The organism is Candidatus Methylomicrobium oryzae, from assembly GCF_016745425.1.
Classification (GTDB): domain Bacteria; phylum Pseudomonadota; class Gammaproteobacteria; order Methylococcales; family Methylomonadaceae; genus Methylomicrobium; species Methylomicrobium oryzae.
This window is the reverse complement of the sequence record NZ_JAERVK010000003.1, coordinates 206,298-219,894: the sequence shown is the minus strand read 5'-3', so window position 1 is coordinate 219,894 and position 13,597 is coordinate 206,298. Positions and strand designations below refer to the sequence as shown.

Here is a 13,597-nt window from a genome sequence, read left to right as displayed (position 1 = left end):
AAAAATACTTTGTAGAAGCTTTTTTGTTGCACTCTAACAACAACCAAACAATTGGGTATCTGAAAGGCAGAAAGTAAAGTTTCTGCTCATTCTCAGCTTTAATGCCATGAATATCCGCTATTTATCATAATTCGCCCCTTCTTACCATCAAATACCGAACCGGGAACGGCAATATTATGTTAGATTAATCAGCTTTTAGGTTTCCAAAGGTGACTTGAGGCTTGGTAAACCGATCCGCTTCAGTAAACCGATATCTACACCTATCGATTATTTATACTTCTGAACCAACATCCCGGTTCTTTCCCCGGCTTTTATTGATCCATGATCCAACATCCAGACTTCACGCTGATCGGCGGCGGCATCATCGGCCTTTTAACCGCCAGAGAACTCCACCAAGCCGGCGCCCGCATTACGTTGATCGAAAAAAACCGGCTCGGCCAGGAATCATCCTGGGCAGGCGGCGGCATTTTGCTCCCGTTATACCCTTGGCGGCAACCGGATGCGATTTCCCGCTTGGTGATGCGCAGCCTCGTCTTATATCCGATCCTGGCCGAACAGCTCATAAAAGACACTCGGCTGGATCCCGAATGGACGCCATGCGGTTTACTGGTCACCAAAAATCCCGACATCCAGGCGGCAATCGACTGGTGCCGCCGCAACGTAATTCGGTACGAAGCGCCCGGAGCGGCTTTTTTCGATAATCTGAACACCCGGCCCGAAAATCCGCTTTGGCTGCCCGATATCGCGCAGGCGCGTAATCCCCGGTTAGTCAAATCGCTCAGACAGGACTTGACCGACAGAGGCGTTAAAATCATCGAAGCGTGCGAATTAGTTTCAGCCAACATGTATCAATCCCGGATTAATGCAATCAATACCACGCAAGGTACATTCGCAGTCGACCGGCTGATCATCAGCGCCGGTGCTTGGACCGGCGAACTATTCGGGCAACTGTTTCCGGCCCTGCCGCCGGCTTGTATGCCGAACATCGTGCCGGTCAAAGGCCAAATGCTGCTGTTCGAAGCCCGGCCCGATACGCTCCGGCATATGGTACTCGACGAGGACCGCTACCTGATCCCGCGCCGGGACGGCAAGATTCTCGCAGGGAGTTCGGTCGAACTCGCTCAATTCGACAAAACGCCGTCGCCGGAAATACACAATAAGTTGAAGGATTTTGCTTGGGCGCTAATGCCTTCATTAAAGCAGTTCCCGATCATCAAACATTGGGCGGGCCTCAGGCCGGGAACCGAACACGGCATCCCTTACATCGGCCGGCACCCCGAAATCGAGAATCTCTACATCAATGCGGGCCATTTCAGAAACGGTCTGGCAATGGGACCGGCTTCGGCCGAACTGCTGGCCGATCTGATCCTGAACCGCACACCGCGCGTTGCGCCGGAACCTTATCAATTTTCCAGCCAGCATTAATCGTTTTTTCGACATGAATTTCTACCCTCTATTACGTCCGTTCCTGTTTAAGCTATCTCCTGAAACCGCGCATCGCGTTACGCTGAAAATGCTCGATGCAGCTTACGCCTCGGGCATCAGTCGTTCGCTCTATCCTGAAGTTGAGGCTGCGCCGATAGAAGTGATGGGATTGAACTTTAAAAATCGGGTCGGGCTCGCAGCCGGCCTTGATAAAGACGGCGACCATATCGATGCATTGGCTTCGCTCGGCTTCGGTTTTATCGAGATCGGAACGGTCACGCCTCGTCCCCAGCCCGGCAATCCGAAACCGCGCTTGTTCAGGCTGCCCGAGCATCGGGCGATTATCAACCGGATGGGGTTCAACAATCTTGGCGTGGATCATCTGGTCGAACGGGTCCGCCAGGCCGACTACAAGGGCATTCTAGGCATTAACATCGGCAAGAATTTCGATACTCCGATCGAGCAGGCAGCCCAGGATTATTTAATCGGCTTCCGCAAGGTCTATCCCTGGGCCAGCTACGTCACGATCAATATTTCTTCGCCGAATACGAAAAATCTGCGCCAACTGCAGCAAACCGACGAGCTCAAAAACCTGCTTTCGGCCTTGAAGGAAGAGCAATTCGCATTGGCCGAGAAACATCTGCGTTACGTACCGGTCGTCGTCAAAATCGCGCCGGATCTGAACGACGAAGAAATCGAACAGATTTCCCGGTTATTGGTCGCCTTCGCGATCGACGGTGTGATCGCGACCAATACGACGCTCGACCGTACTGCTATCAGCGGGCATCCGTTGGCCGCGGAAGCGGGCGGATTGAGCGGAGCGCCGGTCAAGGACAAGTCCACGGCTGTCGTACGCCGACTGGCGGAAGAATTGAATGGACACTGTCCGATCATTGCGGCGGGAGGCATACTAAGTGCGGAGGACGCGCTGGAGAAGCTCGCGGCCGGCGCCAGTCTGGTGCAAATTTACAGCGGCTTGATTTATCAAGGGCCGCAGTTGATTGCGGAGTGTATAAAGCAGTTGAATGCGGCGTAACGGCGTAGGGTGGGTTAGGCGCGCAGTTGAAAGGTTTTAAATGTATTGCGCTGTTTTCCGCACGCCGTAACCCACCGTTGGTATAAACGGCAATGGCGGGTTACGGCGCGCGGAAAACTTTCTCGTATATCAGAGGTTCAAGGGTTGGAGCGCCGTAACCCTCCCTACGATTCCGCAATAAACATATTATTATGCGCCGGCAACCGACATCCGCTCGATCAAAATCGATCCGGTGCGGACATTGCCACGCAGATCGACATCGTTACCGACTGCCACGATATTCCTGAACATATCCTTCAAATTGCCGGCGATTGTGATTTCTTCGACCGGGTATTGTATCTTGCCGTTCTCGACCCAAAAACCGGCCGCACCGCGCGAATAGTCTCCCGTGACCATATTCACTCCCTGCCCCATCAGTTCGGTCACAAGCAGGCCGGTATCCAGCAGCTTCAGCATCTCGTTGAAATCCTGCGTGCCCGGATCGATGAGCAGATTGTGCACGCCGCCGGCGTTGCCGGTGCTCTTCATGCCGAGCTTTCGGGCCGAGTAGGTTCCCAACACATAACTGCGGACGACGCCTTGGCTGACGATGTCGTGCGGGCGGGTCGCGACGCCTTCGCTGTCGTACGCTGCGCTGCCGAGTGCACCGATCAAATGCGGGTACTCATGAATATGGATGAATTCCGGAAAAATCCGCTTGCCGAGCGAATCCAGCAGAAAAGAAGACTTCCGGTACAGTACTCCGCCGCTGATCGCGCCGATGAACGAACCGAGCAGGCCGGTCGCAATCTCCGCCGCATACAGCACCGGACATTGCCGGGTGCTCAAACCGCGCGCGCCGAGGCGCCTCAACGTGCGCTGGGCGGCTTTCTGGCCCACATGAATGGCTGACTCCAGATCCGAAGGATTCCGGGCCACGCTGTACCAGTAGTCGCGCTGCATGTTACCGCCGCGTTCGGCCAGCACCGAACAGCTCAAGGAATGCCGGGTAGACATCGTTCCGTGCAGGAAGCCCAGCGTGTTGCCCAGCACATGGATGCCCTGATGGGTATTCACGCTGGCGCCTTCCGAATTGCTGATTTCGGGATCGTAACCGCGCGCGACATCTTCGCATTCGATCGCGAGCGCAATCGCCGCTTCTGCATCGATCGGCCAGGGATGGTTCAGCTGGAGATCGGGGAATTCGGTCGCCAACAACTCCCGATCGGGCAAACCGGCACAGTCGTCGGCATTCGTGTACCGGGCGATGCTGCAGGCCGCCGCGACGGTATCCTTGATCGCCTCGGGAGAAAGATGCGTGGTGCTCGCCGAGCCCTTGCGCTGGCCGAAGTAGACCGTTACGCCGAGACCTTGGTCCCGGTGGTGCTCGATCGTTTCGATATCGCCCATCCGGGCCGTCACCGACAGGCCGTTTTCCTGGCTGAGGCCGGCTTCCGCGGCGCTGGCGCCCTGCCGGAGAGCCTCGTCCAGCAAAGACTGGACGATGGCTTTCAATTCGCTGAGTTGATCCTGGTTTTGCAAAATAGACTCTTGGGATTCGGTATCGGGTTGCTTTATGAACCCGACCTGATGAATTAAAGACCTGCCAGGTTTTTAAATCCTGGCAGACCTGATGATTTTTTCAAAAATCGGTTAAACGCTCGTTCCGCCCACGGTCAAGCCGTCGATTTTCAGGGTCGGCTGGCCGACGCCGACCGGCACGCTTTGGCCATCCTTGCCGCAGGTGCCGACGCCGGAATCCAGCTCCAGATCGTTGCCGACCATCGACACGCGGGTCAAGACATCCGGCCCGTTGCCGATCAGGGTTGCGCCTTTAACCGGCCGGGTAATTCTGCCGTTTTCGATCAGGTAGGCCTCGCTGGCCGAAAACACGAATTTACCGGAAGTAATGTCGACTTGTCCGCCGCCGAAGTTTTTCGCGTAAATGCCTTTCTCGACGCTGCGAATGATTTCTTCCGGATTGTGCGGACCGGGCAGCATGTAGGTATTGGTCATCCGCGGCATCGGCGCGTGCGCATAGGATTCCCTGCGGCCGTTGCCGGTGGGTTTGACGCCCATCAGCCGTGCATTCGTCTTGTCCTGCATGTAGCCTTTCAGGATGCCTTTTTCGATCAGGACCGTCCGCTCGGTCGGAGTGCCTTCGTCATCGATATTCAGCGAACCGCGTCGGCCCGGCAGGGCGCCGTCATCGACAACCGTGCAGAGATCGGAAGCGACCCGCTGTCCCACCCGACCGCTGAACGCGGAAGTGCCCTTGCGGTTGAAGTCCCCTTCCAGCCCATGCCCGATCGCTTCATGCAACAGAATGCCCGGCCACCCCGGCCCCAGAACAACGGTCATATTGCCGGCCGGCGCCTCGGCCGCTTCGAGGTTGACCAGTGCCTGGCGCACCGCTTCGCGTCCGTAATTCAGCGCCCGGTCCTGTTCGATGAAATAACGGTAATCGCTGCGCGCGCCGCCGCCCATGCTGCCCTGCTCGCGTCGGCCGTTCTGTACGACGATCACGGTCACATTCATTCGGACCAGCGGCCGCACATCGGCGGCCAATGCACCGTCCTGCCCCGCAACCAGGATATGGTCATGGACGCCGATCAGGCTGACGATCACCTCCTCGATGCGGGAATCCAGCTTGCGCGTTTCGCTTTCGACCCGGCGCAATAAATCAATTTTCTGCCGATCTTCGAGCGATCGGATCGGGTCGATCGGCGCGTAGTAGGACGGCCAGCTCGGCGGCAAAGACAATCCCACGCTGGCCTGTTGAGCCTGGCGCACGATCGCCTTCACGTTATTGGCCGCCTCCATTAGGACCGGCAGTTCGATCCGGTCGCTGTAGGCAAAGCCGGTCTTGTCTCCGGACACGGCCCTCACGCCGGCGCCCTGCGCGATGTTATGGCTGCCCTCCTTGATGATGCCTCCTTCCATGACCCAGGATTCGGCACGGGTGGACTGGAAATAGATATCGGCCGCATCCGCCCTGGAAGACATCAGGCGGCTCATGATCGTATCGATTTCGCTTTCGGTAATGCCTGAAGGTTTCAGGATGGCCTGTTTGGCCAGGGTAATCAATTCCATTAAAACGGTTCGGTTAGAGTAAAAAGGCGCAAGGTCGGTATAAAGTCATCAATCTTCGCGGAGATCGTCTTTCAATGTGAAATAGAGCGATCTCAACAGTTTTTCGTCGCCGTCGCCGGCCGTCGGCTTGTCCTCCTCCGTATCTGCCCCGCCGGCAATTTCTTCATCGTCACGGTCGGTTCTTTTCCGGTATTCTGCATCCTTCCCCGGCGCAACGGTCACTTTCGAAATGGAGTCTTCCGGCGAAACGGTCAACACATAGGTCTGCTTCTCATAATCGTTATTGAACAGGTCAAGGGTTTTTTCGATCACTGAGCCGTGCACGGACACATAACTGTCCGCATCGTAACTGACGTAAAATTTGCCCTTGTCATGTTCAAGATCGGTGACTTCAATCCCGCTTTGGATCATTGCGCGCTTCAGCGAGTTCCAGGCCGTATCGAAAGGCTGCCTGAGCGTCAGCACCCAAGGCGGCGCCTCGCTGATCGAAACTGCCTGATCGCCCAGGCCTTTCTTGATTTTCGCTTCGGCCTCATCGCGGTCTTCATCGGCGCCCGGGGCGGCGTCTTCCGGCTCCTTATCCGCGCCCGCGTTTTTAGGCGCCCCGCCGGCCGGTTCCTGCTTCTCGATCACCAATGTCGGAGGCTTCTCGAGCGCCGAGGTGTCGCGGTAACGCGGGTCTTCGGATGCACAGGCCGCCAGCAACAAACAGGCAAACAGTAAACCGAAATGCAGCCGCATACCTTTTTTTCCTTAAATGAACCGACGATGCTGCAGCACCGGAAACGCCGTACGAACTTTTTCGAGACGCTCCAGATCGATGTCGGCCATCACGAAGCCGCCGCCGGTTTTGTAGCAATCCAACACCACGCCCCACGGATCGACGATCATACTGTGCCCGAAGGTCTTGCGTCCATTGATATGGAAACCGCCCTGATTCGGCGCGATGATGTAGCACAGATTTTCGACCGCCCGGGCGCGCAGCAGCAGTTCCCAGTGCGCGGCGCCGGTCTCGGCGGTAAACGCGGACGGGATGATCAGGATTTCCATCCCCATCCGGGCCATTTCCCGGAAAAACTCCGGAAAGCGCAAATCGTAGCATACGGCGATGCCTATCCTTCCGAACGGCGTATCGAAAACCAAAGGACGCGCACCCGCCTCGATCGAATCGGATTCCCGGTAGACTTCATTCGTCCCCGGCACGCTGACATCGAACAGGTGCATCTTGTCGTAACGTGCAACCCGCTCGCCGCGGTCGTTATAGATCAAGCAGGCAGCTCTAACTTTATTTTCGGCATCTCCCGCGATCGGCATCGTGCCGCCGACAATCCACACCCCGTGTTTCGCGGCCGTTTCGGATAGGAAATTTTGAATCGGCCCCTGGCCGTCGGCTTCCTTGATCCGTATCTTGTCCAGCTCATGTTCGCCCATCAGCGCAAAATTTTCCGGCAACGCAACCAGTTTCGCGCCGGCCTTTGCCGCTTCCGCGATCAGCTTTTCGGCTTCCAGCAGATTGGAGCCGACATTGGGACTGGAAGCCATCTGGATGGCCGCACACTTACTCATTCATTCCTCTCTCATTATTGTCTTCATTTTTGCAGCAGCGACGGAAAGTCGGTAATTCCGCTCCAGGTTTTCTGGAGCAAACCTTCCTTTTCATGCAAAGTCAAAATCTCCACGTTTTCCCAGCTGCCTTTGACCAGATATTGCGAGCCGAAAAAAAAGCCTTCATGCTCGGTGCCAGTGATCGTTTTGTCGATCAAGGCCGCAAACTTACCCATAATTGTACCAGCAATGGGCACCGCATCGGCACTTTTTGGCGTCACGGTTACGACTTGATCGAGCGTCCGGTTCACGAAATCGGTTTCTCCAACGATCGAAATTTTAGCCGGCACAGCATCAACCACCAGATCGTCGGTGACTGCCTTACCGTGCGCCAGATTAAAGCGGCCTTGAATGCTGTTGAAAGTCAGCCCTTCCTGATACACGTCGCGAAAGTCCAATTGGAGGCGTTTAAACCACTGGGCCATCGCCAGAATTCCGAGCACCCGTCCGAAGCCGGGTTCGATACTCAGGATGCGTCCGCTCTTGAAATCGACGTCCGCAGCGCCTTTCAGATCGGCCAGCGCAAAACGGTAAGGCGAGGCCTGCCAGTTCAGATCGAAATCGATCACGCCGCTGGTTTCGGTCAAGTCCTTGTTGATGCCGAGACGGGCAAACAGGGACCCTCCCTTGACCAATTCCAGACGTCCCTTGGCACGGGTTTGAGAGCGGCCGCCGGCGCTTTTCCAGCTTCCGGTCAACGCCAGCTTCTGGTCTTTGCCCTGCAATTCGAAGCGGTCGAACGACAAGCCGTCTTCGGCCCGTTCGGTCTCCATCACAAACCGGCCCAGATCAGCTTCGTTCCAAAAGGTTTGTGCGCTGCGGACCGAGAGCCGCGGAAAATAGTCGCCCGCCTCTCCCCGGCCTTCATCTTCCAGCCTGATTCGGGTCAGCGCGGAAACATCCAGACGATCCAGATTCAGCTCGATCCGTTCCGCTCCTTGCAAGTCGGCCGGCAGCTTGACCTGCCCTTTCAGAATGGCATTGTCGATGCTGCCTTCCCAATACGAATCCGATCGCTGCAAGTCGAGGTCGAACCGCCCGAGGCCGGTTTCCCCCCAAAACCCCTGGTCGCCGTGCACCTTGATCTGCGCGGCATCGAATTGACTTTCCCGGTTCGAGGACCGGGTGCCGGTCAATCGGACCCAATCCCGTAATTGCAGCCGGTCGCGATGGATTTCGAACAGCAGGCCGGGCTCGCTGCGCTGCTCGGCCCGGCCGGCTCCCAACAAAATATGGCCCGACTCGACATGCGGCTTGTTCAAACCGATTTTGAGCGCGGCGCTGAAGTCGTCGCCGTAATGCAGTCGGACCGGCAGCCTATTCCGATCGTCCAACTCGAAAGCAATCGACAAAGGTTTCTGTTGGTTTGCCGGTTTTGCCAGCATATCGGGTAAATCCAGCCGCACCCCATCCAGATCGGACTGGATCGTCAGGGTTGGCTTGCCCGCCGTATGCGGCAGGCGCAAGGCAAGCCGGTAAGCCGCCTCTCCCTGCGCGAAATCGAGCCACGGCATATCGAGTTTGATGCGGAGCGCTTCGATGCCGGCTCGCCCGTCGGCACGAACTTCGGTTCTAAAGTCGTCCGTGTCGAGATTGATTTTGACCTGACGGTCCAGAAAACTGGCGGTAAGACTGTCGCCATAGACGCCTTTCCCGTCGAACTTGAGATGTCCGGTCAGGTTTTTCAATGTCAAAGCGGGGGACTTCAGCCCCAACACGGCATCCTTGAATTGCGCTTCCACATCGGTCCGATAATCGCCGCCGTTTTCCAAAGGAATTTCCAAATCGAGGTTGAACTTGGCTTTCCCTTGCGGCGCCGCACTACGCAAAAACGCATTCGCGCGTTCGGCCAAGGGCGAGTTCCGCACGAATTCGAGCGCCTGGCCGATATCGCCCTCCAGCTCGCCTTTGATCGCCAGCTTACCGGCTGCCTCCAGACTCCGGATGCCGACATCGCCCTGCGTCACCGCCACGCCGTAAAACGCCCCCTGCCGCACGGCCACATCCAGACTCTGCTGATAGAACAAAACTTCGGCTGCCGCACCGGTCAGATTCGGCCAGCCCGATTGATAGGCAAGCTCCATATTTTCCGCGTCGAAGAGAACTTCGAAGACGCCTTCCGAGCCTTTAAACGGAAAATCGCCCGGATTGCCGTACAGCAGAAATCCGCCTTTCGGGATTGTGCCTTTCACAAACGCATGATCGAGCCAATCCACAACATCGGGCGTGATGCTTTTGGTCGGCAAATAGCGGCTGATCACCTTGACATCGGGGCAGGAAAACCGGCTCTGCAGATCGATAAACGGCTCGCCGCCTTGGTTCGGAACGGAAAAATGCAAGCGGTTGTACGTCTTGATGCCGCGGGATTCCAGCGCCAGCAACGGACTGGCAATCGACAGCCCTTCGTCCGTATATCGCCATTGGGCAGCCCCCGCTACCCGATCGAGCGGGAGCGGTTCGCGAAACAGGCCCGGCGCATGGAATACGGTATCTTCGCCGACCAGTTCGATCGCCCCCTGCTGCCGGTTGCCCCGGATCCGTCCGGACAGATTCTCCAGTCCGGGCAGTTCGCCGACCGCCGCGAAGCCCGCCTGGTTGAAGCCGCCGTTCATCGACAGGATTTGTTGGTCGAAATCCGCAAACAGCGCAAAATCGCGCAGTTCGCCTTTCGGGTTGAAATCGCGCAGAGGCTTGGCCGCCGCATTTTCCTTCGGCAGCAGAAAGCGGCCCAACAGAGCGGCTTCCTGCAGTTCCAAACGCTCGGCATACAACGCAATTCGCTGCGCGGCCTTTTCCTGTGCCCCTGCGCCTTTGACGCTGAGTACCGCGTCGGGCCAAGTTTTGATCTCGTCGCGCTCGCGGGTCTTCAGCACGAATTCCTTGAGGTTAAGCTGCCACTGTCTTTCGCTAAGCCCCAGATAGAAGCGGCTTTGCAGCTGTTCGGCGGCGAAGGGTTCGGTACCGGGCCTGTTCAGCCTCAAGCCGCGAATATTCGCCTGGGCGTTAACCGCCACCGCCTGCGTCTGCCGCCAGTCGCTCCAGACCCTGAGATCGCCGTGCCCGGACGCCACCGTAATCGCCATGGGCAGATCGAGCGTTACCCATTCCGGCAGATTCAGATTGCGGCCTTCGAGAAAGGCGCGGCCTTGCAGATTTTTGAAATCGAACAGATTGCCGTCGAAGTCCACCGATGCCCGCAGCGTTTCGCCGAATTTCTCGGGCAACTGCATCAGCACGTTCAGCCTATGACGATCGCCCTCGTTAATCAGCGCCATATCGACGGATTCGAAGGTCAACGGGCGTCCCTGCTTCTGCTCGTCCTGCCAAGTAATGTCACTGTCGAGCACCTCATATTTGCCGGTTTCGAGCAGCCACAACGGGTTGCCCTCGCCCGCTTTCAGGCCGGCGATGCTCAATTTGCCGTCGGTATTGCGTTTGACGGTCAGTTTCGCGCCGACCAGCGTCACCCAGGACGAGGCCAGCAGATCCCTTTTGAGAGCGGCCTCCAGCAAATGAATGCCCAAACGGATTTCTCTCAGCTCGATCGCATTGCGTTTAGCCGAGGCAATCGAGGCGATGCCGATATCGCTGAGGACGATCTCGGGACTAAAGCCGCGCATCCGGGCTCCGAGCCGGCCGATCGTGACCGGAGCGCCGACCATTACGCCGACCCTCGACGCCAATCTGGCTTTGTAGCCTTCGATGCCGGACAAGGCTAGGCGCACGCCGGTCATGCCCAGAGCGACGGCAATCAATCCCCAGAAAAGCAGATGCCGGGTAGCCCGGGTAAAATGGCGAATCATAAAAACGGGTGAAAAGCCAAGGACGCTTTAGGAAAGGTTCGAAGCTTTTTTCGCAGGATGAAGGGCGCTTTTCGTCTTACAAAAGCACCACATCGTATTGCTCCTGATTGTATTCGGCCTCGGCGCGGAACTTGATCTGCACGCCGAGGAACGCTTCGAGTTCCGCCAGCATGTCGGCCTCTTCGTCGAGCAGCATTTCGACGACCTCATTTGAGGCCAAAACAAGCAATTGCTTGACCTTGTACTGTCTAACCTCGCGGATGATTTCGCGGAAAATTTCGAGACAGACCGTTTCCGGCGTTTTCAGCACACCGCGGCCGCCGCAGGCCTTGCAGGGCTCGCAAAGGATGTGCTCCAGGCTTTCCCGGGTCCGCTTGCGGGTCATTTCGACCAGCCCGAGCACCGACACCTCGGTTATCTTAGTCTTCGCATGATCCTTCTCCAGATGGCGTTCTAGCGCCTGCAGCACCTGGCGCTTGTGCTCGTCGCTCTGCATGTCGATGAAGTCGATAATGATGATGCCGCCCAGATTGCGCAGCCGGAGCTGACGGGCAATCGCTTGAGCCGCTTCGAGATTGGTCTTGAAGATCGTCTCTTCCAGATTGCGTCCCGAGACATAGCCGCCGGTGTTCACGTCGACCGTCGTCATCGCTTCGGTCTGGTCGAACACCAAGTGACCTCCGGACTTCAGCTTGACCTTGCGGTCGAGCGCTTTTTGAATCTCGCTTTCGACATTGTAGATTTCGAATACCGGGCATTCACCGGTGTAATGTTCGATCACCGGCACGATTTCGGGCACAAACACCTCGGCAAATTCGACCAGCCGATGATAGGTTTCGGTCGAATCGACCCGCACCCGGTCGATGCCTTCCTTGTAAAGATCGCGAAGCGTGCGGATGCTGAGCGGCAGGTCCTTGTGGATGAACTGCTTGGCCTTCGCGCCGGCAATTTTCGCCGAAATCGCCCCCCAGAGCTTCAGCAAGAAGGTCATATCGGCGATCAATACCGGCTCTTCGACGCATTCGGCCGCGGTCCGGGCAATAAAGCCGCCGCAATTGTGCTCCTGGCGGAACGCATCGAGGCAGGCTTTCAGACGCACTCGTTCTTCCTCGCACTCGATCCGGTGCGAGACGCCCGAATTGTTCGCATAGGGCATATACACCTGATAGCGTGACGGAATCGAAATTTCGGTCGTGAGCCTCGCCCCCTTGCTGCCGATCGGGTCCTTCACCACCTGCACGACGATATGCTGGCCTTCGTAAAGATAATGTTCGATGTTTTCGGAGCCTTTTTTTTCAAGCTCTTTGCTGGACAGGTCGGACAGGTGCAAAAACGCCGCCCGGGGCAGGCCGATATCGACGAAGGCCGCCTGCATGCCCGGCAGTACCCGGCAGACTTCGCCTTTATAGATATTTCCAACTAACCCGCGCTGGCGGGTGCGTTCGATGATGAGTTCCTGCAAAATGCCGTTTTCGATGACTGCGACGCGCGTCTCGGGCGGCGTCACATTGATTAGAATTTCTTCACTCATGCAAAACCTGGATACCTTGTTGTAAGAGAAGTTCGGCCGTTTCGAACAACGGCAGCCCGACCACACCGGAAAAACTGCCCCGGATCGACTGCACCAATACGCTGCCGAGTCCCTGGATCGCATAACTTCCGGCCTTGTCGGCCGGCTCTCGGGTTGCCCAATAGGCCGTTATTTCCCGTTCGCCGAGCTTTCGGAAGGTTACCTCGGTCACGCTCAGCGCCTCGCCGTGCTCCTGCCCCCGCAGCGAGACCGCGCTGTACACTTGGTGGGTTTGCCCGGACAAAAGGCGCAGCATCGCGAACGCATCTTCCTTGTCCTTCGGCTTGCCCATGATCCGGCCGTTCAGCACAACCGCGGTATCGGCAGCCAATACCGGCAAACCGGCAGGCGCCGTTTGCGCCCGGCAGGCCGCCGACTTTTCGGCCGCGATTCTGCGCACGTAATCGGCCGGCGCTTCGTTCGGCTTCGGCGATTCGTCGATGTCGACCGGACGGACCTCGTAAGCGATACCGATCTGGTCCAGGAGTTCCCGCCGCCGCGGCGAAGCCGATGCAAGAATGATTCGGGCGTTCATCCGCGATGGTAGGGATGGTTGTTCAGAATGCTCCAGGCGCGGTAAAGCTGCTCGGCCACGACGATTCGCACCAGCGGATGCGGAAAGGTCAGATTCGACAAACACCAGGATTCGCGGGCCGTTTTTTTCGCCGCCTCGGCCAGGCCTTCCGGACCGCCGATCAGCAAGGCGACGTTCTGGCCGCTTTCGAGCCAGCGCTTCAACGCCTGGGAAAGTTCGGGCGTCGACCAGGGCTTGCCGGCTAAATCGAGCGTGACTGGAACGCAATTTGCCGGAAGCGCCGCCAGCATGCGTTCGCCTTCATCCTTTACGATACGGGCGACATCGCAATTTTTGCCCCGGTTGCCCGAGGGAACTTCCTTTAATATCAATTCGCATTCGCGCGGCAGCCGCTTCGCGTATTCGTCGTAGCCTTGCTGCACCCAGGCGGGCATGCGGTTTCCTATCGAGATCAGATGTATTTGCATTGGTGCAGGATACCGGGAAGCCATGCTGGTTGCAATGTAGCCCGGGAAATAAGAAGGATTCGGGTAGATAACCCAAATCCCGCA

10 protein-coding genes are annotated in these 13,597 nt (G+C 57.4%); 2 read left to right on the top strand and 8 right to left on the bottom strand.

All coding sequences use genetic code 11. The annotated features are described in order from the left end of the window. The first annotated feature begins 321 nt into the window (after positions 1-321). Positions 322-1,425: a glycine oxidase ThiO gene (gene thiO / locus JJL52_RS04590; protein ID WP_202051218.1), complete on the top strand. Its 1,104-nt coding sequence runs from the start codon at positions 322-324 to the stop codon at positions 1,423-1,425. Positions 1,426-1,438: 13 nt separating this feature from the next. Next, on the top strand, positions 1,439-2,461 hold the full coding sequence (locus JJL52_RS04585) for a quinone-dependent dihydroorotate dehydrogenase (protein WP_202051217.1): 1,023 nt from the start codon (positions 1,439-1,441) through the stop codon (positions 2,459-2,461). A gap of 189 nt (positions 2,462-2,650) precedes the next feature. Here the strand turns inward: JJL52_RS04585 and pmbA are convergent, their stop codons facing one another. From pmbA to rlmH, 8 genes are all read right to left on the bottom strand, one after another. Beyond that, entirely contained in the window at positions 2,651-3,982 is a 1,332-nt protein-coding gene (pmbA, locus tag JJL52_RS04580; RefSeq protein WP_202051216.1) for a metalloprotease PmbA, read from the bottom strand. A gap of 111 nt (positions 3,983-4,093) precedes the next feature. Next, positions 4,094-5,533 (bottom strand): metalloprotease TldD, encoded by a 1,440-nt coding sequence (gene tldD, locus JJL52_RS04575; protein ID WP_202051215.1) that lies wholly within the window; start codon positions 5,531-5,533, stop codon positions 4,094-4,096. Positions 5,534-5,581: 48 nt separating this feature from the next. Beyond that, on the bottom strand, positions 5,582-6,274 hold the full coding sequence (gene bamC, locus JJL52_RS04570) for an NlpB/DapX family lipoprotein (protein ID WP_202051214.1): 693 nt from the start codon (positions 6,272-6,274) through the stop codon (positions 5,582-5,584). A 12-nt stretch (positions 6,275-6,286) separates the two neighbouring features. Further along, complete coding sequence (locus JJL52_RS04565) at positions 6,287-7,099, bottom strand: carbon-nitrogen hydrolase family protein (RefSeq protein ID WP_202051213.1); 813 nt, start codon at positions 7,097-7,099, stop codon at positions 6,287-6,289. A gap of 23 nt (positions 7,100-7,122) precedes the next feature. After that, positions 7,123-10,941 (bottom strand): YhdP family protein, encoded by a 3,819-nt coding sequence (locus JJL52_RS04560; RefSeq protein WP_202051212.1) that lies wholly within the window; start codon positions 10,939-10,941, stop codon positions 7,123-7,125. A 76-nt stretch (positions 10,942-11,017) separates the two neighbouring features. Then, the gene (gene rng, locus JJL52_RS04555; protein ID WP_202051211.1) at positions 11,018-12,472 is read right to left on the bottom strand and encodes a ribonuclease G; all 1,455 of its coding nucleotides are present in this window, start codon (positions 12,470-12,472) and stop codon (positions 11,018-11,020) included. Continuing rightward, the gene (locus JJL52_RS04550) at positions 12,465-13,046 is read right to left on the bottom strand and encodes a Maf family protein (RefSeq protein WP_202051210.1); all 582 of its coding nucleotides are present in this window, start codon (positions 13,044-13,046) and stop codon (positions 12,465-12,467) included. The genes rng and JJL52_RS04550 overlap by 8 nt, the downstream gene beginning before the upstream one ends. Continuing rightward, positions 13,043-13,513: a 23S rRNA (pseudouridine(1915)-N(3))-methyltransferase RlmH gene (gene rlmH / locus JJL52_RS04545; RefSeq protein WP_202051209.1), complete on the bottom strand. Its 471-nt coding sequence runs from the start codon at positions 13,511-13,513 to the stop codon at positions 13,043-13,045. Before rlmH ends, JJL52_RS04550 begins: the two co-directional genes overlap by 4 nt. Positions 13,514-13,597: the final 84 nt, after the last annotated feature.

Bases quoted from the DNA above. Each gene is read 5' to 3' on its own strand.
- thiO (WP_202051218.1), top strand. From the start codon at position 322: ATGATCCAACATCCAGACTTCACGCTGATCGGCGGCGGCATCATCGGC.
- JJL52_RS04585 (WP_202051217.1), top strand. From the start codon at position 1,439: ATGAATTTCTACCCTCTATTACGTCCGTTCCTGTTTAAGCTATCTCCT.
- tldD (WP_202051215.1), bottom strand. From the start codon at position 5,533: ATGGAATTGATTACCCTGGCCAAACAGGCCATCCTGAAACCTTCAGGC.
- bamC (WP_202051214.1), bottom strand. From the start codon at position 6,274: ATGCGGCTGCATTTCGGTTTACTGTTTGCCTGTTTGTTGCTGGCGGCC.
- JJL52_RS04565 (WP_202051213.1), bottom strand. From the start codon at position 7,099: ATGAGTAAGTGTGCGGCCATCCAGATGGCTTCCAGTCCCAATGTCGGC.
- JJL52_RS04560 (WP_202051212.1), bottom strand. From the start codon at position 10,941: ATGATTCGCCATTTTACCCGGGCTACCCGGCATCTGCTTTTCTGGGGA.
- rng (WP_202051211.1), bottom strand. From the start codon at position 12,472: ATGAGTGAAGAAATTCTAATCAATGTGACGCCGCCCGAGACGCGCGTC.
- JJL52_RS04550 (WP_202051210.1), bottom strand. From the start codon at position 13,046: ATGAACGCCCGAATCATTCTTGCATCGGCTTCGCCGCGGCGGCGGGAA.
- rlmH (WP_202051209.1), bottom strand. From the start codon at position 13,513: ATGCAAATACATCTGATCTCGATAGGAAACCGCATGCCCGCCTGGGTG.